This is a genomic window from Ruegeria sp. HU-ET01832 (genome assembly GCF_040371315.1).
In the GTDB taxonomy this organism is placed as follows: Bacteria; Pseudomonadota; Alphaproteobacteria; order Rhodobacterales; family Rhodobacteraceae; genus Ruegeria; species Ruegeria lacuscaerulensis_A.
The window spans coordinates 100676-120074 of the sequence record NZ_BAABWL010000003.1; the positions used below are offsets into that span (position 1 = coordinate 100676).

Annotated in this window: 16 protein-coding genes; 6 read left to right on the plus strand and 10 right to left on the minus strand. The window is 55.2% G+C overall.

Going from position 1 to position 19399, the window contains the following annotated elements; genetic code table 11:
• Window positions 1–2 precede the first annotated feature (2 nt).
• Both ABWV79_RS10475 and ABWV79_RS10480 read right to left on the minus strand, forming a co-directional pair.
• The gene (locus ABWV79_RS10475) at window positions 3–968 is read right to left on the minus strand and encodes an ABC transporter permease (protein WP_353391809.1); all 966 of its coding nucleotides are present in this window, start codon (window positions 966–968) and stop codon (window positions 3–5) included.
• 88 nt (window positions 969–1056) lie between these two features.
• A complete protein-coding gene (locus ABWV79_RS10480) occupies window positions 1057–2163 on the minus strand; it encodes a sugar ABC transporter substrate-binding protein (RefSeq protein ID WP_353391811.1) in 1107 nt (368 codons plus the stop codon).
• 139 nt (window positions 2164–2302) lie between these two features.
• Here ABWV79_RS10480 and ABWV79_RS10485 point away from each other — a divergent pair, with 139 nt between their 5' ends.
• The gene (locus tag ABWV79_RS10485) at window positions 2303–3055 is read left to right on the plus strand and encodes a TetR/AcrR family transcriptional regulator (protein WP_353391812.1); all 753 of its coding nucleotides are present in this window, start codon (window positions 2303–2305) and stop codon (window positions 3053–3055) included.
• A 273-nt stretch (window positions 3056–3328) separates the two neighbouring features.
• Window positions 3329–5221 carry a DEAD/DEAH box helicase gene (locus ABWV79_RS10490; protein ID WP_353391813.1) on the plus strand — a complete coding sequence of 631 codons (1893 nt, stop codon included), beginning with the start codon at window positions 3329–3331 and terminating at the stop codon, window positions 5219–5221.
• A 57-nt stretch (window positions 5222–5278) separates the two neighbouring features.
• Here ABWV79_RS10490 and ABWV79_RS10495 read toward each other — a convergent pair whose 3' ends face one another.
• The 7 genes from ABWV79_RS10495 to ABWV79_RS10525 form a co-directional block, all read right to left on the minus strand.
• A complete protein-coding gene (locus tag ABWV79_RS10495; RefSeq protein ID WP_353391814.1) occupies window positions 5279–6559 on the minus strand; it encodes a TRAP transporter large permease in 1281 nt (426 codons plus the stop codon).
• Window positions 6550–7092: a TRAP transporter small permease gene (locus ABWV79_RS10500; RefSeq protein WP_209197677.1), complete on the minus strand. Its 543-nt coding sequence runs from the start codon at window positions 7090–7092 to the stop codon at window positions 6550–6552. The genes ABWV79_RS10495 and ABWV79_RS10500 overlap by 10 nt, the downstream gene beginning before the upstream one ends.
• A 57-nt stretch (window positions 7093–7149) precedes the next feature.
• On the minus strand, window positions 7150–8124 hold the full coding sequence (locus tag ABWV79_RS10505) for a sialic acid TRAP transporter substrate-binding protein SiaP (RefSeq protein ID WP_353391815.1): 975 nt from the start codon (window positions 8122–8124) through the stop codon (window positions 7150–7152).
• 67 nt (window positions 8125–8191) lie between these two features.
• Window positions 8192–8827, minus strand: coding sequence for an enolase C-terminal domain-like protein (locus tag ABWV79_RS10510; RefSeq protein WP_353391816.1), 636 nt, complete (start codon window positions 8825–8827; stop codon window positions 8192–8194).
• Window positions 8791–9474: an enolase-like domain-containing protein gene (locus tag ABWV79_RS10515; RefSeq protein ID WP_353391817.1), complete on the minus strand. Its 684-nt coding sequence runs from the start codon at window positions 9472–9474 to the stop codon at window positions 8791–8793. Before ABWV79_RS10515 ends, ABWV79_RS10510 begins: the two co-directional genes overlap by 37 nt.
• Window positions 9471–10316, minus strand: coding sequence for a fumarylacetoacetate hydrolase family protein (locus ABWV79_RS10520; protein WP_353391818.1), 846 nt, complete (start codon window positions 10314–10316; stop codon window positions 9471–9473). The genes ABWV79_RS10515 and ABWV79_RS10520 overlap by 4 nt, the downstream gene beginning before the upstream one ends.
• A 16-nt stretch (window positions 10317–10332) precedes the next feature.
• Window positions 10333–11082, minus strand: coding sequence for an SDR family oxidoreductase (locus ABWV79_RS10525; RefSeq protein WP_170754405.1), 750 nt, complete (start codon window positions 11080–11082; stop codon window positions 10333–10335).
• 273 nt (window positions 11083–11355) lie between these two features.
• On the opposite strand from ABWV79_RS10525, the gene ABWV79_RS10530 reads away from it, so the two are divergent.
• From ABWV79_RS10530 to ABWV79_RS10540, 3 genes are all read left to right on the plus strand, one after another.
• Window positions 11356–12129 carry an IclR family transcriptional regulator gene (locus ABWV79_RS10530; RefSeq protein WP_170754403.1) on the plus strand — a complete coding sequence of 258 codons (774 nt, stop codon included), beginning with the start codon at window positions 11356–11358 and terminating at the stop codon, window positions 12127–12129.
• A 259-nt stretch (window positions 12130–12388) separates the two neighbouring features.
• Window positions 12389–15415: a response regulator gene (locus ABWV79_RS10535; protein WP_353391819.1), complete on the plus strand. Its 3027-nt coding sequence runs from the start codon at window positions 12389–12391 to the stop codon at window positions 15413–15415.
• Window positions 15412–17025, plus strand: coding sequence for an adenylate/guanylate cyclase domain-containing protein (locus tag ABWV79_RS10540; protein WP_353391820.1), 1614 nt, complete (start codon window positions 15412–15414; stop codon window positions 17023–17025). The genes ABWV79_RS10535 and ABWV79_RS10540 overlap by 4 nt, the downstream gene beginning before the upstream one ends.
• A gap of 11 nt (window positions 17026–17036) precedes the next feature.
• Here ABWV79_RS10540 and ABWV79_RS10545 read toward each other — a convergent pair whose 3' ends face one another.
• Window positions 17037–17405 carry a response regulator gene (locus ABWV79_RS10545; protein WP_353391822.1) on the minus strand — a complete coding sequence of 123 codons (369 nt, stop codon included), beginning with the start codon at window positions 17403–17405 and terminating at the stop codon, window positions 17037–17039.
• Window positions 17406–17897: 492 nt separating this feature from the next.
• Here ABWV79_RS10545 and ABWV79_RS10550 point away from each other — a divergent pair, with 492 nt between their 5' ends.
• A complete protein-coding gene (locus tag ABWV79_RS10550; RefSeq protein WP_353391824.1) occupies window positions 17898–19382 on the plus strand; it encodes a hypothetical protein in 1485 nt (494 codons plus the stop codon).
• Window positions 19383–19399: the final 17 nt, after the last annotated feature.

A 19399-nucleotide genomic window follows, 5' to 3' on the forward strand; every position in this document is an offset into this window, starting at 1 on the left:
CCCTATTTCACGAAGGTTACGGATTTGCGGTCGGTCGACAGAACCACCGCGGCGATGACCAATATGCCCAGAACACCGTCTTGCACGTAGCCGGGCAACCCGATCACAACCATGCCGTTGTTAATGACATTCACGATCAACACACCGATCAGCGTATTCCAGACACCGCCGATCCCGCCCCACAGAGCAGTTCCACCCACCACAACCGAGGTGATCGACACGAACATGAAATTCGACCCCGTCGCCGTTTCCGCAATCCCGATCCGGCCAACAGCCAACAGTGCACCCACCGCATAGAACACTCCGGCCAGTGCAAATCCCATGATCCGCACGCGGTTGACGTTTAGGCCCGAAGCATGAGCCAGTTCCTCGCCCCCGCCAACAGCATAGAAGTTACGGCCCAGTGTCGTGCGGGACTGGATGAACCAAGCGATCAGTAGAAACAGAAGTGCGACAAAGCACATGATGGGAAATCCGAACCAACGCTCGGTCAGCAGCGAACGGAACAGGTCGTCCTCCACTCGGATGCGGTCGCCCCCTGTCAGCAGCAGCGCGAAACCAGTGCCGACGAAACCCATTGCCAGAGACGCCATAAACGATGGTATCTTCAGCAAGACATGCACAAGCCCGTTCACTAACCCGATTGCCCCGCCGACAAGCAAGGCCAGAGGGATGGCAAGCCACGCCCAGGACGCCAACGTGCCACCCAAAGCAATGAAAGCAAAAGCAAACACCACGGCACAAACCGAAACCGTGCCTTCCATCGACAAGTCGATCGATCCCATGATGATGATGAATGTCACGCCAATAGCTACCATCAGCGCCGGCGCCGAAGAAATTCCGATCCGCGCAAAGTTGCGCAGTGAAAAAAAGCGCGGTTCCATCGCCGTAAAGAACAGGACCAAAACCAAAAGGACGATCAGGGGCGCCCATTTGATCAGAACATCCCGTGTCAGCACATTGCTCACGTGCTTCCTCCCACTGAGTGAACTGGTGGTGGTCGATCAAGTCGGACCTGAATGTACGAGCCGGCTCTGAGACCGGCTCGCAATCACATTATTTGTATTGAATTTGACCGTTCGACGTGGACCAGAAATCTTTCCAGTCATAGGTCGGTACACTGTCCAGATACTCGGCCTTGAACGTTTGGGCGTCTTCTGGGCGGACCATGATGGTCGGGCCATAGAATTCGCGGTGCTCGTTTGGTTCGTCAGAGGGTTTGAAGTGACCCGTGGCCGCGTAATACGCCAATGCCGCCGTGATACCACCACCCCAGTGCGGGTTGGTGAAGACGGTGGCCAGGATCTTGCCCTCGCCCACCAGCTCAACCGCCTGCGGGTTACCATCATAGGATACGATGGGCATATCTTCGATGCCTTCCGCGCGCAGGGCCTCGAGCACGCCGTAAGCAATGGTGTCATTGGCGCAATGAACACCCTTGATGTCATCCCCATACCGGGTGAGGAACGCGCTCATGACCTGATTGGCTTTCTGCGTATCCCAGTCGGCGGGCTCTGCCGCCAGCAACTCGGCATTCGGGTAGTCTTTCAACGCGTTCTTCAGACCGGCCAGCCGCTCGATCGCTGGGTTATTCGAGGCGATACCGCCCAGATGAACAACGCCACCGGAACCGCCCATGGCATCCAATAGAATGCGCGCGGTTTGCTCGGCCGGGCCTTCGTCGGACCAGCTCATGTGGCTGACATAGTTGTCGCCGAAATCCCAGGGGTGCAGGTCGTCGGTCTTGTTCCACAGGGTCGAAACATAGGCCCCTGCTTCGACACAGGATTCCACAACCGGACGCGCATTCGGAGCATCATTGGTGTCGATGGCCAACGCGAGTTCGCCATTTGTCTTGGACAAAAGCGCTTTTACATCCGCTAGCGATTTCTCAGATGAGCCTTCGTTGATCAGGTGCGTCAGGAAATCCTTGGGTTTACCCAGGCTTTCGACAAAAGCCTCGCCGCCGGACACGATCTCATTCCAATATGGGTTCGTGCGATTGCGATAAGACCAAGCAACAGTTGGGTCCGTGATGGCAGCACGCGCCATACCACCCAACATGCTAGAGATTGCTGCACCGCCAACACCATACGCTGATGCCAGCAACAGGTTACGACGGGTTATCGTTTCCTGCGCGATATAGTTTTTGATGAACGACATATTTTCCTCCCATTACGATCTGCACCTTGGGTCCGCGATTGATGACCCGGTTCGGACGCGCGGCATTGATCGCGGCTATGCACGTCTTTAATGCACTAACTAGTTACTTCTTTACGAAATGATGTGTCAAGCGTTAAGAATGATGGAAAACAGGGGGCAATCGCTCATTCAAAACAGATGTGGCTACACCTCTGCGGCTCATCAGAGTAATAGAAAGGTTCATCAGAAGGGTTTAGCCGTGGCCGAAATACCGAAAACAAAAAAGAAAAGAGACGCCGAGGCGACCAAGTCCAGAATCCTGATGGCCGCAAAGAGTGAGTTTGCCAAACGGGGTCTGGGTGGCGCACGCGTTGATGAAATCGCCGAACTGGCGGAAGCCAACAAACGCATGCTGTACCACTACTTTGGCAGTAAGGAAGACCTGTTTCGAACCGTACTGGAGGAAGCCTACCTGGATATCCGCAAGGCCGAGCGGGAATTGAACCTCGAAGATTTGTCCCCGACTGATGCACTGGAAACCCTGGTGCGGTTCACTTGGCAGTATTACCTTGATAATCCTGAATTTATTACACTGATTAACAGCGAAAACCTGCATGGCGCGCGACACATAAAGTCGCTTGATAACCTGCCAGAAACCATGCGCGGTCTGGTTGGAATGGTGGACGAAATCCTGGTCAAGGGACAGGCTACAGGTGAATTCAGAAGCGGCATCGACGCTGCTCAGTTGAATATCACGATCGCGGCGATCGGCTATTATTACCTGACAAACCGGCATACGGGCTCGTTTCTGTTCGGGCGCGATCTTATGGAAGAAAAGGCGCTGGACGAACGTTTGGCCTTCAACATTGAAACTGTTTTGAGATTGGTTCGAGCTGACTCACAGGGGAATTGAGAACCGCTTTTGACTAGTCGCTTTCGGCCTTAAATCTTTTGCAGTGCGGCCTGGAAGAAACAGGTTCTTGCCAATCACTTTGAAAAGTGACCAACCCGCTGTGACTGCGAAAACCCACCTGTTGTGCAAACAGGCTCGGAGGTTCGCAAGCGGTCGGGCCGTACGTTTTCCGCTCTATACATCCTCAGCTTCTGTCGGTATGAGCAGCGCTTCGATTATGATCCGTGTGTTGGACGCTCTGAGGGTGACAGCATCACCCAGGAAAGCTGAACCATGAAACAAACGCTAGAAACTGCGCTGAAGCGCAAGGGATACGACACTCTGACCCCCGTCCAACAGGCCGTCACGGCGCCCGAACTGCAGATGCGAGATATGTTGGTATCGGCACAGACCGGATCGGGTAAAACCATCGGATTCGGTTTGGCGATTGCCCCAACCATTCTGGGCGATGCGCAGGCGTTTGACACAGCGGATACGCCCCTGGCATTGGTCATCGCACCGACCCGAGAACTTGCAATGCAGGTTAAGCGAGAGCTGGGGTGGCTTTACGCGGATGCCGGTGCCTACATCACGTCCTGCGTTGGCGGCATGGATATGCGGGATGAACGCCGGGCCCTGTCCCGAGGCGCGCATATCGTGGTGGCGACACCGGGGCGCTTGCGGGACCACATCATGCGCGGCTCGATAGATCTAACGAGCGTCCGCGCCGTAGTTCTGGACGAAGCTGACGAGATGCTGGACCTCGGGTTCCGCGAAGATCTGGAGTTCATTCTCGAGCAAACCCCAACCGACCGTCAGACCCTTTTGTTCTCTGCGACCGTGCCACGCGCCATCGTTAGCTTGGCAACACGATACCAACAAGACGCTCAGCGTGTCAGCACCGTCAGCGAGCGTACACAACACGCCGATATCGAATACAAAGCCATGAGCGTCGCCCCACGCGACGGCGAAAACGCCATCATTAACGTGCTGCGGTATCACGAAGCCCCTAACGCAATCGTCTTTTGCAACACGCGTGCCATGGTTAGCCGTCTGACCGCCAGATTGTCGAACCGCGGGTTCCCCGTAGTCGCGCTGTCAGGCGAGTTGACACAGAGTGAACGGTCCAATGCCCTGCAAGCCATGCGCGACGGACGCGCCCGTGTTTGCGTCGCCACAGATGTTGCCGCGCGCGGGATTGATCTGCCGAACCTGGATCTGGTGATCCATGCTGAACTGCCAAACAGTCATGAAACCCTATTGCACCGTTCTGGCCGGACCGGGCGTGCGGGGCGCAAAGGCGTCAGCGCACTAATCGTGCCCCCGGCTGCATTTAAAAAGGCTCAGCGTCTGCTCAAATTCGCCAAGCTGACAGCTGAATGGGGCGCCGCACCCTCCGCCGAAGAGGTGAACGCACAAGACCTGCAGAGAATGTTCAACTCAGACGACTGGCAATTGGACATCTCCGACTCTGAACGTAACTCCGTGGATGAATTGCTGTCGAAGTTCTCACCAGAACAACTTGCCGCGGCTTATGTCCGTCAATACGCGCGACAGCATTCTGCACCCGAGGAACTAAACGAAGTCAAAGAAGCCGGACCCAAACCAAGCGCTCCGTTCGGCCCGAGCGTCTGGTTTGCATTATCCGAGGGACGCAACGAAAACGCGTCTCCAAGATACCTGCTGCCGATGATCTGCAAAGCTGGAAACATTACCAAATCGGACGTCGGAGCGATCCGCATCGCTGAGACCGAGACATATATCGAAATCCGCGAAAGCAGCGTTGCGGGTTTTCTGGAGGCAATCGGTCCCGAGATGACGATTGAGGGTACAAAGGCAATCGTTCAGCTGAACGCCGCCCCCGATTTCCACGCAACGGGCAAACCCGGCCTAAAGCGAGGCGAAAAGAACAAGAAGGGATTTGCCAAAACCGGCAAAAAGCCCCCGCGCAGCGTCGAGCCTAAACCGGCCAAAGCCTGGAAAAAGCCCGAGCGAAAAACCTTTGACACGCCGAAAACCGACGCTAAACCCAAGCGCGACTCTGGCAAGGCTGGCGATCAGGCGGCCAAACCTCCGCGTCGCCCAAAAGGCCCGCCGCCACCAAAGGGCAAACCGAGCAGCAAGAAAAATCGCGCGCGCGCTGCAGCGGCAAAAGGCGGCAATGCGATGCCAAGGCGGTCCAAGTAAAGTTCGAGCCGGCAACCAATGACCGGCTCGAAACTTGCTCAAACGCCTGAACGTTCCCTACGAGCCGTACAAAAGGTTTGGCAACCACAGAACCAGCGAAGGTACGAAGGTCAGCAACAGCAAGACCGCCAACAACGGCACCAGAAACGGTAACGTGGCGCGGACACATTGTTCGAATGGCACCTTCGAGACGCGCGACAGCACGAACAACACCATGCCCACCGGCGGGGTCAGCAGACCCAGCATCAGGTTCAGTATGACGATGATGCCCAGATGCACTGGATCAATCCCGAACTGCGCCGCCACCGGCATCAGCACCGGCACGAGGATCGAAATCGCCGCGATGGTCTCCATGAACAGGCCCACGACCAGCACAACCGCCATGATCAACAGCAGCACAACGGCCTTGCTGTCGGTAAAGGACAGCACAAATTCTGCGAAATGCGCGGCGACCTGATTGGCGGTCAGGATCCATGCGAACACCGAGGCGGCGCCGACGATCATCATGATCGCAGCCGTCGTCTCGATGGTTTCCAGCGAGATCACCGCCAGCTTGCGCGGAGTCAGGGTGCGATAGACGATGGTGCCCAGAAACAGCGCATAGGCGGCAGCCCCGATAGCGGCCTCGGTCGGGGTGAACGCCCCCGAGACGATGCCGCCCACAATGATGACCGGGGTCATCAGCGGCAGGAACGCGGCCCGAAACCGGGTGGCGATGACCGAGCGGCTAAAGCTGACATCACGCGGATAGTTGCGTGTGCGCGACATCCACCAGATCATCGCCGACAGCGCCGCTGCCATCAACAACCCCGGAACGATCCCGGCCACGAACAGCTTGCCGATCGACACCGACGCCATGACGCCAAAGATCACCAGCGGCAAGGACGGCGGGATGATCGGCCCGATGGTCGACGAAGCGGCAGTGACACCGACGCTGAAATCGTCATCATAGCCGGCCTCACGCATGGCCTTGATCTCGATCGCGCCAATCCCACCCGCATCTGCGACAGCCGCGCCGGACATGCCCGCAAAGATGATGCTGGCGCCCACATTCACGTGGCCCAGCCCGCCATGCATCCAGCCGACGATGGCACGGGCAAAACCGAAGATCCGCGCGGTGATCCCCGCCGAGTTCATCAATGCGCCCGCGAGGATAAAGAAAGGAATGGCAAGCAGCGGGAAGCTGTCCATGCCATTGACCATGTTATGCATCAACAGAACCGGTGGCAGGCCAGAATACAGAATGTAAGCAAACGAGGACAGCGCGAGCGAGAACGCGATCGGCACCCGCAGCAGCATCAGGCCAAACAGCGAAACGAACAGAATAGTCAGACCCATTTGTCTTCACCTTTTGCAATCTGCTTCAAACGCGAGACAATCTGCCAGGCGACGACGCACAGGTTTGCCCCGGCTAAGGCCATGACGCATGCGTGCAGGTAGTATTTCGGGAAAGGCAATGAGACCATTTGCTGGAACGATGTCCTCTGGATCAGCTCCCACGCGGACCACATGATCACGGCAAACAAAACGAAGGTTGCCGCCAGCGCAAAGATATGGACCCAACGCAGGCGGAACCCATAGTATTTGTCGACAAATTCAAGAACGATGTGGCTGCCGACAACCTGACACCGGATCGCCCCAGCGAAGCCCAGAAGGATCAGCAGATATCGCGCGGCCTCTTCCGTCCACGCGACTGAATCGTTCAGCACATAGCGCGTGAAAAACTGCAAAAAGACCACACCAAACAGCAACCCGAACAGGGCCAGTAGTCCGTAGTCTCCGATTGTGATGCGGAAATTCTGGAAATGAGCGTCGTCTTCGGCGGCCAGCGCGTCAAAGTCGATCTCGGGCGGGGTTTCGGTCTGGGTCATTCGGGGCCACCTTGTGCGGTCAGAATGCGCCCGGCGCGAGGCCGGGCACAGTCTTGATTAGTCCTGGATTGCCTGAAGACGTTCGAACGTCTCAGCATCCCAAGGCACGTCATTGCCCGTCAACAGCGGCGCGACGGCGGCCATGAAAGTTGCGCGATCCACCTCGTTCACGGTTACACCCTGTTCACGGAACCAATCAGCCAGTTCAGCCTCGGACTGAACAATTTCATCCGATGTGTTCGAGGCCGCTTCGGCCAATGCGTCAAGCAGCGCCTGCCCGTCATTGCCCATCTTGCCCAGCGTCACAGGTGACACCACAACCGCAAGCGAGTTGGTGATATGTCCGGTCAGGTTGATGTTCGACTGCACCTCGTAGAACTTTTTGAACTGAATGGTGGGCAGCGGGTTTTCCTGTGCGTCTACAACACCTTGCTGCAGGGCCAGATAGACTTCGGCAAAGGCCATGGGTGTCGGGTTTGCGCCGGTGGCCGTGGGGAACATCTGATAGGCAGGCGCGTTCGGAGTACGGATTTTCAGCCCGTCCATATCTGCGGGCGCCAGGATCGGCTTGTTGGAGGTCACGTGACGCGCGCCGTAATAGGTCATCGCGGCAACGGTATTGCCCGAAATGTTTTTGTATTCTGCCGCCATTTCATTGAACAGATCCGAGTTCACATAAGCTTTCCAGTGATCATAGGACCGCATGGTGAACGGATAGTCCGAGATGCTGATCGGGCCATAGGACTGACCCAGAAACGCCACGCCGGTATAGATCGCGTCAACCGTACCCAGCGACAGCGCCTCGTTCAGCGCGGCCTCTTTGCCCAGTTGCGAAGCCGGGAAGACCTCCATCTTGTAGCGTCCGTCGGTCTTTTCTTCCAACAGCTCGGCCGCACGTACAGCTGCTGCGTGATAAGGCGTCGAAGCTTCATAGACGTGGCCAAACCGCAGGGTCTCTTGTGCCAGACCAGCCGTTGCGCTAAGCGCAAAAATACAGGCGGCCCCAAAGGCCGTTTTTCCAAAGTTAAACATTTAGGGTAGTTCCTCCAGGTTGATTTAAGATGCCCGCCGGTTTCTTCAGCCCGGTCAGGCTGTTGTTTCATTCCGCCGCCAGTTCCTCTGAAAAGCGGAAGTCTTCGATGGTTTCGGGTTTTATTTCGATCGAGAACCCTGGCTTTTCCGGCGCCATATAGGCCCCGTTCCTCACCACACAGGGATCGACGAAATGCTCGTGCAGGTGATCAACATATTCGATCCGCTTGCTGTCTTTCTCACCCGAGATCGCGATGTAATCGATCATGGACATATGCTGGACGTATTCACACAGACCCACACCCCCGGCATGGGGCCAGACGGGCAAGTTGTATTTCGCGGCCATCAGCATGACGGCCAGAACCTCGTTCAGCCCGCCCATCCGGCAGCTGTCGATCTGAACAATGTCGATCGCGCCTTCCTTGATGAACTGTTTGAAGATGATGCGGTTCTGGCACATCTCGCCCGTCGCCACCTTGACCGGCGCGACCCCTTCGCGGATCGCCTTGTGGCCAGATACATCATCGGGGCTGGTGGGTTCTTCGATGAAGTACGGGCGCGCAAAGGACAGGGCCTTGACCCATTCGACGGCCTGATCCACTTCCCACACCTGATTGGCGTCGATCATGATGTTCATGTCTTCGCCCAGAACCTCGCGGGCGATGGTCAAACGACGGATGTCATCGTCAATGTCGCGGCCCACCTTGAATTTGGTGTGAGTAAAACCTGCGTCCTTGGCCTCCTGACACAGGCGGCGCAGCTTGTCGTCGGGATAGCCCAGCCAACCGGCCGAAGTCGTGTAGCAGGGATAGCTTTCAGCTTGGCGATGCGGTCGGCCTTGCCCGGCGCGGCTGCGCGCAGCATGGCCAGCGCCTCGTCTTGGGTGATCGCATCGGTCAGATAGCGAAAGTCGATCAGGCGCACGATATCTTCGGGGGACATGTCACCCACCAGCTGCCAGACGGGTTTCCCCGCCTCTTTCCCCCATAAATCCCACGCGGCATTCACCACCGCGCCAGTCGCCAGATGGATCGCACCCTTGTCCGGCCCGATCCAGCGCAGCTGGCTGTCTCCGGTGATATGACGCCAGAAGCGGCCCATATCTTCGGTGATCCAATCCAGTTCCAACCCCTTGACCAACGCGCCAAGCGCTTTGATCGCGGCCACGCAGATCTCATTGCCGCGCCCAATGGTGAACGTGAGGCCGTGGCCCTCATGCGCACCATCCGTTTCCAGCACCACATACGCGGCGGAATAGTCGGGATCGGGGTTCATCGCATCCGATCCGTCCAGACTGTCCGAGGTCGGAAAGCGCAGGTCTTCGGTTCGGATGCCGGTGATGCGGGTCATGCGCTGGCCTTTACATCCTGCCGCTGCACGCCCAGTCCCTCGATCCCCAGTTCCATCTTGTCGCCGGGTTTCAGATAGGTTTGCGGGTCTTGCCCCATGCCCACGCCCGGAGGCGTCCCGGTCGAGATCACATCCCCCGGCTGCAGCGACATGAACTGCGACAGGTGCGAGATCACAGTCGCCACACCGAAATGCATCGTCTTGGTCGAGCCGTCCTGATAGCGGTGTCCGTTGACCTCAAGATACATCGGCAGGTTTTGCGGGTCCGCGACCTCGTCACGTGTGACCAGCCACGGGCCGATGGGGCCGAACGTATCCGCCGACTTGCCCTTGACCCATTGCCCCGAGCGGTGCAGCTGAAAGTCACGCTCGGACAGATCGTTGACCACGCAATAGCCCGCCACATGGTCCAGAGCGTCCTCTTCCGAGACGTATTTGGCCTCTTTTCCGATCACCACGCCCAGCTCGACCTCCCAATCGGTCTTGACCGAGTTGCGGGGGATTTCGACCGTGTCATTGGGGCCGATAATGGCGGATGTGGCCTTGAAGAAAATCACCGGCTCGGCGGGCAGGTCCATGCCCGATTCAGCCGCGTGATCGGCATAGTTGAGGCCAATGCAAATGAACTTGCCAACCTGGCCCACACAGGCGCCGATGCGCGGGTCGCCCTCGACCAGCGGCAGGGTTGCAGGGTCGATCGCGCGCAGACGTGCGAGGCTGTCATCACTCAGCGCGGCGCCTGCGATATCACCGACTTCGCCCGACAAATCACGGATCGCGCCGTTTCCATCCATCAACCCCGGTTTTTCTTGACCCGTGGGTCCGTAGCGCAGCAGTTTCATCTAAGTCTCTCCTTGCTCACACAGTCCAGCCGCCGTCGATGGCGAAAGTCTGCCCTGTAGTAAATCCGCTTTCATCGCTGGCCAGATAGGTCGCCAATGCTGCAATCTCGTCTGCATGGCCAATCCGGCCCATAGGTTGCCGCGCGACGAAATCCTTCAACGCCTGATCGTAATCACCCATCGCGCGCAGGCGATCGTGCAAGCTGGGGCTGTCTACGGTGCCGGGGCAAATCGCGTTGCAACGAATGCCGTCTGTAATGAAGTCCGCCGCGATTGATTTGGTCAGCCCGATCACTGCGGCCTTGGACGCACAGTAGGAAAACCTGTTTGGCACCCCTTTGATCGAAGACGCCACCGACGACATGTTGACGATTGAACCACCGCCCCTGGCAACCATTCCGGGGATAACCAGCTTGGCCAGCCGGAACATTGCCTTGACGTTCAGATCAAAACTGAAATCCCATTGTGCGTCGTCGCATTCCAGAATGTTTCCGGAGCCCACAAATCCAGCACAGTTGAACAGAACATCCACTTCACCCGCAGATGCAATTGCTTCGGCCACCGCGTCAGCATCCGTTACATCCAGATTGACCACCGAGACGCGTTCGATAGCCTCAAGTTCGGCCAGCGTATCCTCGTTGATGTCGCAAGCAATAACTTCAGCGCCTTCGGCCACGTATTGTTCAACACTTGCGCGGCCGATCCCCTGCCCCGCCGCAGTAACAAGCGCTTTTTTTCCGGCCAGGCGGCCTTTTCTTGGCTTCATTTTCCTCGGTCCCAAAATTTTAGTCATGCAACAAGGCACATTCCCCAAAACGCGCAATTGCTTAGCCAACTCTCAGCCATACGGCTTCTAACCTCATTGGGTCAGCAATATTTCGCAATCTCAGGCTTGGCAGGCGCCGGGCCTCCTAAAACTCCGACGCGCTTGATTCCTCCACCTATGTTCATATTTAAATCAGGTATTCATTAATAAATCAACATTGACATTTTGCAGTCGGCAAAACGATGCTTTATGCATTCGCCCTAGGAGGAAGACGTGGTGGAACAAACCGAAAAGTATCGTGCGCCAGCACTCGAAAAAGGCATTGATATTATTGAGCTTTTGTCACTCCACGGGGATGGACTGACACAAGGTGATATCGCCCGCGCTCTAGATCGGTCGCAAAGCGAAATCTACCGAATGCTGTCCACCCTGGTCCGGCGCGGTTACGTCATTCGTTCCAAAGACGACGACCTGTATTCGTTGAGCCTAAAGATGTTTGCGCTGTCGCAACGCCACCCACCGGTCGAGCGGTTGTTGGAAGTTGCCACACCCAAAATGCGCGTGACGACACGACGCGCCTGGCAATCCTGCCACCTGAGTATGGAAAGCAATGGTGACATCGTTGTGGTGGCCTCGGTTGCGGCACCAGGTGACTGGGTGTTTTCGTTGCGCGTGGGTACCGTTATGGGGTTGGGCAACACCGGGACAGGTCGGGTCATGGCCGCCTTTCGCACCGATCAACAGATTGAGGCTCTTCTGGACATCCATCGGCTAGCGCGAGGCGAACCACAACTTGACCGGGGCGAGTTCATGGAACATGTAGCCCGCATCAGAGAAGTTGGCTACGAAAGGATGCCATCCGCAACTGCAGTTGGTGTTACCAATCTAGCCTATCCTGTCTTCGATCACGAAGGCACCGCTATTTGCGCCATTAACTGCCCGTATGTCGAACGCATCGATCAGTTGGACGTACCTTCGATAGACGAGGTGCATCAGCTATTCCTCGACTTATCTAAAGAGCTTTCGGCCTATTTCTCGGGTCGTTGAATAGTAACGCCTACCGCCAAATTCCCCTGCCGCCGGTCCTACGCCGCCAAGCTACAGCGACAGCCTCGGACGTTCCGCCCGCACCAGAACAAAGCGAAATCAACCTTGTTTTGCTTTCCGACTTCCGTTCAACTGTTTTCGAGTTTGGAAACCTGAAGAACAGTGTTTCGGTGATGCGCTGATCTCGCCAAATGGAGAGCGCGACATGAATCAGTCCAAAAGCCGTCATGAACATCAATCAGACGCTGCCAGACAAGCCATGTTGGAAGAGATTGCGTCCATAGTTGAAAGAACACCTGATCCCGATCACCTTCTTTTTCAAGTCGCACTCAAGCTGAAGACCTTGTTGGTCATGGACGAATGCGCGTTCGCTTTGCTCAGTCCAGGTGGTGATTTCTATTTGGAAGGCACTACCGCACAAGCCAACAAGGATTGGATTGTCTGGAGCTCTGAGCAAATCCCAATCGCCGAAGACTTTATCGGCAACGCGCTGACTACCGGCAACCGACAAGTACACTTTGCTTCACCAGAGCGAGATAGCGCAAATGACAGCAAGACCTCCGTCGCCACGATGGTGTTGCCTGTCAAATCTCTTGGACGAGTTATTGGCGCCATCCTGCTTAAAGGCGAGCGGGCGACCGAATTCAGTGAGACCGACACAAACGTCGCACACAGCGCTGCGATCCTTTGTGCAACGGCGTTTCTTGACCGACAATTACGTGTTTCGCGACCAGATCAACAACTGGACGGACTCGTCGATGCAATAAACACAATTCCAGAAGGTTTCGCTCTGTACGATTCCCTAGACCGGTTGGTGCTTGCGAACAAGACCTATCGAAAGATGCTGTATCCAGGGCATGAAGATCTGGTCAAACCAGGTATGAGCTTTGAACAGGTTGTTCGAAAAGCTCTTTCGCTCAACGTGATTGCTGATGCGGTCGGGCGCGAAGAAGAATGGCTGGTGCAACGCTTGAAACGCCACGCCAATCCCGAAGGCACCCAGATGCAAAGCCGAACATCCGGGGGGTGGATAAAAATAAGCGAACGCAAAACCCGCGACAACGCCACAGTCGCGATTTACAGCGACGTGTCCGAGCTAAAAAAAGTCGAAGCACGCAATGCCGAGCTGGCACAGATACCCGAGGAAAACCCCAACCCGGTGATGTGCATCGGTAGCGATGGTACTTTGATATACGCCAACAGAGCCAGCAAGCCGATGTTGGACGCGCTAAGCCTGAAAGTGGGAACGAAGGTTGGCCCGGATTGGATGCAGCGTGTTGAAATGGGCCTGCGAGAAAATGAACGGCAAGACTTTGAATACCAAGCAGGCGGTATGGTCTATACCTTGCTGCTCTGGCCGGTTCCCGACGCTGAACACGTCAATCTGTATGGCCGGGATGTCACGCAACTGAAGCAAGCCGAAAACCGGATGCGAGAATTGGCGCGTATCCCGGAAGAAAATCCAAATCCTGTACTGCGCATCAGCAGTCAGGGTCAGTTAATCTATGCAAACAAAGCAAGCGCCCCTTTGATCAACGCATTGCAACTAAAAGTCGGGGATCGCGTAGGGACCGGCTGGCGCAAACGCGTTAGCAAGGGTTTGCAATATGATGAACGACAAGACTTCGAGTATGAAGCGGGCGGCCTCATCTATTCCCTTCTGCTGTGGCCCATTGCGGAAGGCGGGTACGCAAACATTTATGGCCGTGACATAACCACCCAAAAGCAAGCGGAACGTGAGTTGCGTGTGGCCCGTGACATCGCGGAAACTGCCAACAAAACCAAAAGCACCTTTCTTGCAAATATGAGCCACGAGCTTCGCACGCCGCTGAACGCGATTATCGGCTATAGCGAATTGATGCTGGAAGAAGCCATCGACCAGAATGACGAAGCAAACCTGAGCGATCTTCGTAAGATTCAGTCGGCTGGCAAACACTTGCTCGCATTGATCAACGACATCCTTGATTTGTCCAAAATCGAAGCTGGGAAGATGGAATTCAATCTCGAATCCTTCGACGTCGCCCAGATGGTCAATGATGTCGGCACTACTATGCAACCGCTGGCCGAAAAAAACCGAAATACGCTGAAAATTCAATGCTCCGAAGGCATAGGTGACATGGTCTGCGACCTGACTAAGATACGTCAGGCGCTTCTCAATCTGTTGTCCAATGCCTGCAAATTCACCGAGAACGGAGACGTCGTGTTGTCGGTTACACCGTCGAGCGAGGCTGATTTAATTGAGTTTTCAGTTATTGACCACGGGATCGGAATAACGCCAGAGCAAGTCGACCGGGTTTTTGAGGCATTCACCCAAGCGGACTCTTCAACGACACGAAACTATGGCGGGACTGGTTTGGGCTTGTCGATTACCAAGGTGTTCTGTGAACAGTTGGGGGGCGACGTTCATTGTACCAGCGCTTTGGGCGAAGGCTCCACTTTTACAATTAGACTGCCGCGCATCTGCCAAGATCCGTCAATTGATCGGCTAAAGGTCTCGGACTTCTCCCAAAACGATCCGAACATTGATCCGAACGCTCCGCTTATCTTGCTGGTGGATGATGACCCTACTGTACATGACCTATTAGGTCGGCGACTGCATCGGGAAGGATACCGGGTTTTGGCTTCGACTAGGGGCGAGGATGCTCTGGAGCTCGCTCGGACAGTGCGGCCGGATGCGATAACCCTGGATGTGTTCATGCCTGAGGTCGACGGCTGGGCGGTTCTTTCCAAACTGAAGGATGATCCCGAACTGGCTAATATCCCGGTGATCATGCTTACCTTTGCAGAAGACCGTCAACGGGGCTTGTCTTTGGGTGCCAGTGAATACCTCGCCAAGCCGATTGACACCATCGAACTTCTGAGCGCCCTAAAGGACCATTGCCCCAGTCAGCCGACGCCGAGCGTTCTGGTTGTCGAGGACGAAGCAGCGACCCGCGAATTCATCTCCCGCGTTCTTGAGAAGGAAGGCTGGAAGATAGATCAGGCTGTCAACGGGCTGGATGCGTTGCATCAGCTTTCGGAAGCAGTGCCCGATGTAATATTGCTTGACCTCATGATGCCCGAAATGGACGGTTTCGAATTCCTTGCGAGGATGAGGAAGAATGATCAGTGGAAAGAGATACCCGTTGTTATCGTGACGGCTAAGACTCTGTCGAACGAAGATCGGAAACGTTTGAATGGTTCCGTTCAGACGCTGATCCGCAAGGATGGAGATGAAATCGAAACCATCTTGAATCAGTTGAATGAAATTCTGCCAAGCTCAGCTTCACGGACACCTCGGCCGTGACCGACCTACCGGACACCAAAGCCCAACAAGCGCAAGCATTGTGGTTAGCGAATTTACGTCAGACGCTGATATCTCCGGTCAGCGTGATTGTCGGGCTTTGCGATATACTTGAGAACGAAGCTAGACGGATGGTCCCTGAGGATGCCGTATCCGACCTGAGCCGTATTTCCAGAGCGGCAACCGAATTGAACGCATTTGTCGATCAGCTGCTTCGTCCCGAAATGGCGATAAAGCTGACAATCAGCGGTGATGAAGGAATAAAACAACTGCGTCACGACTTGCGAACACCCATGAACGCAATCAAGGGCTATAGCGAAATGCTTCTGGAGGATTTGGAAGCACTGAACGCAGGTCAATTGAAACCCGACATTCTGGGCCTGCTTCAGCACACCGACGCTTTGCTGCAACATATCGACAGGCTGTCGGCTTTGTCCGACCATCAACCGAACGGGGGGTTTAGCCTTCCGGAAGCGTCCGACGACGCCGCCGAAATGTTCACAAAACTCACCCAGAGCATGCAGTCTACCCAACAAATTGCGGATACCGCCGGGCTGATCGGGCGTATCCTCGTTGTGGATGATCTTGAGACAAACAGAAGTCTTTTGGCTCGTCGGTTGGAACGGGACGGCCATGAAGTCAAAACCGCGGACGGAGGGCGAACAGCCCTGAAGATGATGGCGCAACACGCGTTCGATCTGGTTTTGCTAGACCTAATGATGCCCGATATTGACGGCTTCAATGTCTTGGCCCGATTAAAGGATGATGACGCTTACCGCGATATTCCGGTCATAATGATCTCGGCCCTGGACCAACTCGAAAGCGTCGCGCGCTGCATCGAGGCCGGAGCCGAGGACTATTTGCCCAAACCGTTCAACCCCGTCCTACTGAAAGCCCGGATCAGCGCCGCCCTCGAAAAACGGCGTTGGCGGGACTGCGAACGCGAGTACCTTCGGCAAGTGGAATCGGAAAAACAAAAATATATGGAACTTCTCCACAGCATCCTGCCGCAGAAAATCGTGGCACGCATGAATGACGGTGAAACAATGATCGCCGATCGCCACAGTGAAGCAACTGTTCTGTTTTCGGACTTTGTTGGATTCACCGAGTTGTCGTCCAAACTGCCGCCTGCCCATGTGGTTCACAACCTCAACCGCGTTTTCTCAGACTTTGACGAAATCGCGTCGGAACTCGGCGTAGAGAAGATCAAAACAATCGGGGATGCATATATGGCGGCCGCTGGCGTTCCGGATCATCGGGGTGACCATGCCGAAGTGGTCGTAGAAATGGCACTTCGCATGTTGGCAGTGGTCGAATTTCTGAACCATGAATTGGATCACCCCATGGATGTCAGAATTGGCATCCACAGCGGACCCGTGGTCGCTGGCATAATTGGATCACACCGATTTCTCTACGACGTTTGGGGCGACACAGTGAATATGGCTAGCCGTATGGAATCAACCGGTGCGCCAAACCGGGTTCAAGTTTCCGAAACAACAGCCAAACAAATCGAACACCGATTTGACCTTTCCGAACCTGCCGATATTCGTGTCAAAGGCAAAGGTCAGGTTCGTACGTTTTTCGTTATGCGGCGCAAACCTGCAGCGGGATAATTGTGCGGCCACTAGGACGCGGGCAACAGGTTTTCCATCTTTTCCAGTAAGCGGCTAAGTTCAACGGGCTTGGTATCGAAATCATCACAACCCGCGTCCAACGCTTTTTCCCTGTCGCTGGCCATTGCGTGAGCAGTCAACGCAACAACCGGGATCGAAGCCGTGTCTGACTTGGCCTTGATGCGCCGCGTTGCCTCCCAGCCATCAATCTCAGGTAAGCTCATATCCATCAATATGATGTCTGGAGACTGGCTGCCCGCCATGGCAACGCCCTCTAACCCGTCTTTTGCAACCACGACCGCAAACCCTTTACGGGTCAATCTGCGCGATAGCATATCGCGGTTCATTTCATTGTCTTCCACCAGCAAAACTTTAACCAATATCCACCCCCCAAATGCGCATCCGCGCGTTTTACCTTTCAATCGGCTTATATCGGGACAAAACGATGGTCGCAGCCCACCCTAACTCCGGCACAGCGTTCCCCGAAACGATCAGCTTATAATCTCGACAATATAGATGCATGCAACGACAATCTGGCCCGAATAGCCGTCATTGGGTCCGGTGCGATGGTTATTCGAAAAATCAAATAGCAACAGCTTGGAACAAGTATTGCGGTAGCCCGCGACCCCGTATGACATGGGCAACCTAAATTGATCACCTAGTCGCCACACCGAAAAATTATAAGCATACAAGCCAGATAGGTTTTTTGTCCTGCTGTTTGGAAACAACGTAAATCTCGTCGACGTAGGGGTGCGACGACAGTTTCAGTCCGGATGCTTTGGGATTTTCGTGAGCTTAAGGGCGCTGATGAAGTCAGCAATTAAGTTGAATTTTGAAGTGATCTTTTGTCAAATCGTTACGTGGGGGAAACCATGGCGATTGACAAGAAGAAAACAAAAGAACTCAAGGGGCATTTTGCGGCTGCTCGAAAGCGGGAACTGAACTTTGCGATCTGTCTAGGCAAGACGACTGAAAACCTAGTCTTCCTGGTCGATCGCATTTTGGCGCCCGACGCATTGACCAAACGCGCAAAAAGCGAAGGTGAAACACAAAAACTTTCCTCTGGCACAATGTGGTGCGACGGAAACACGCTTAACCTCCATTGCCAAAGTGACGTGGTCGCGCAACTGGCCAAGAAAACGAAAGAGTTCCTTAAACTTGCCGAGGCTCCGATGCGGGTCGAAGTCTTCGGTCCAGAAGACAAACCTGAAAAACCAGTGTTCAATACCGAGCCTGCCGCAGATGACGCCGACGATGATACTGCGCCGGACCCTGACGCAATTGAATGGAAGACATTAAAGGACAATCTGGCCCCTGACGTAGCCGCGTTTCTGAAAGCCGGTAAAGGAGACGTGTCCAAAATTCGCACGGCCTGGGGTTATGCCCTGAGGATAGGTGATGAGGAAAATGACTATCCAGGGGCAATCAAGGTCGCAAAAAGGCTCAAGACCGCGCTGCAGACCCCAGTTACCTCGGATGATGGACGAGACGCAAAACCTGTCGATCTCAATAAGAAGCGCTGGCAAATCGGATCCGAAAAATTCGCACCTGTTTTCAAGTCCGCTTTAAATGCGGGCCTTCTTGATCCCGACAAGGCCAACCCAATCTGGGACAAGGCCGAAGCCTTGGCGAAGGCAGGCAAATATTCCGATGCGCTCAAGATCCTAAAAGTCCTTTCCGATAAGATCACTGCCGCCAAAAAGGCAGGCATAAACACTGCCAAGCCGGAAACAACGAATGGGCCCGATCCAACATCCGAATTGCAGCGGGTTGCCAAATTATTGAAGTCGGCACTGGACGAAGGCACACAAGGGCTTGAGAAAGCACTGCACACATTCGCGGCCTCCAAGGCCATGGTCGCGGGTGGCGATACAGCGGCGGCTCTTATCCAGCTTGAACAGGTCGAAAACGCCATCGCACAGGCAAAACGACCGGATGAACCTTCCACAAATCTAGCGCCTGAAACAGAAGGTAAAAAGGTTGCGGCCCGCATTCGCAACATCTGGGACGAAGCGCACCGGGATGTGTCTGGCCAGATCGATAAATTGAGGCAAGAACTGTCTGCCTTTGACGACACAAATTGCCAGACCCTGTCGGAAAGCGGTCTGACCGGTTTCTCTGAAAATCTGTTCGTTCAATTGAACGCCGCCTTCATCGAACTGGACCGCGCAAACGAAACGCGCCTGCCAGATGCGTTGGATTCAGCAGAAAAAGCCTTTGACGATATGGCCGGCTTTTTGTCGAGCAATCCGGCAATCAAGTTGATCGACACGAATGATCTTGGGGTCTCCATGTCTTTGGGCGCGGTTCTGGGTGATGCGGTTACTAAGATGAAACACGTCCTGAGGGCAGGTTGATTTTCAAAACGGGGGGC

What these genes read in the sequence shown, in the direction of transcription:
- ABWV79_RS10480 (WP_353391811.1), bottom strand. Translation starts at nt 2,163, where the DNA reads ATGTCGTTCATCAAAAACTATATCGCGCAGGAAACGATAACCCGTCGT.
- ABWV79_RS10485 (WP_353391812.1), top strand. Translation starts at nt 2,303, where the DNA reads ATGATGGAAAACAGGGGGCAATCGCTCATTCAAAACAGATGTGGCTAC.
- ABWV79_RS10490 (WP_353391813.1), top strand. Translation starts at nt 3,329, where the DNA reads ATGAAACAAACGCTAGAAACTGCGCTGAAGCGCAAGGGATACGACACT.
- ABWV79_RS10495 (WP_353391814.1), bottom strand. Translation starts at nt 6,559, where the DNA reads ATGGGTCTGACTATTCTGTTCGTTTCGCTGTTTGGCCTGATGCTGCTG.
- ABWV79_RS10500 (WP_209197677.1), bottom strand. Translation starts at nt 7,092, where the DNA reads ATGACCCAGACCGAAACCCCGCCCGAGATCGACTTTGACGCGCTGGCC.
- ABWV79_RS10505 (WP_353391815.1), bottom strand. Translation starts at nt 8,124, where the DNA reads ATGTTTAACTTTGGAAAAACGGCCTTTGGGGCCGCCTGTATTTTTGCG.
- ABWV79_RS10515 (WP_353391817.1), bottom strand. Translation starts at nt 9,474, where the DNA reads ATGACCCGCATCACCGGCATCCGAACCGAAGACCTGCGCTTTCCGACC.
- ABWV79_RS10520 (WP_353391818.1), bottom strand. Translation starts at nt 10,316, where the DNA reads ATGAAACTGCTGCGCTACGGACCCACGGGTCAAGAAAAACCGGGGTTG.
- ABWV79_RS10525 (WP_170754405.1), bottom strand. Translation starts at nt 11,082, where the DNA reads ATGAAGCCAAGAAAAGGCCGCCTGGCCGGAAAAAAAGCGCTTGTTACT.
- ABWV79_RS10535 (WP_353391819.1), top strand. Translation starts at nt 12,389, where the DNA reads ATGTTGGAAGAGATTGCGTCCATAGTTGAAAGAACACCTGATCCCGAT.
- ABWV79_RS10550 (WP_353391824.1), top strand. Translation starts at nt 17,898, where the DNA reads ATGGCGATTGACAAGAAGAAAACAAAAGAACTCAAGGGGCATTTTGCG.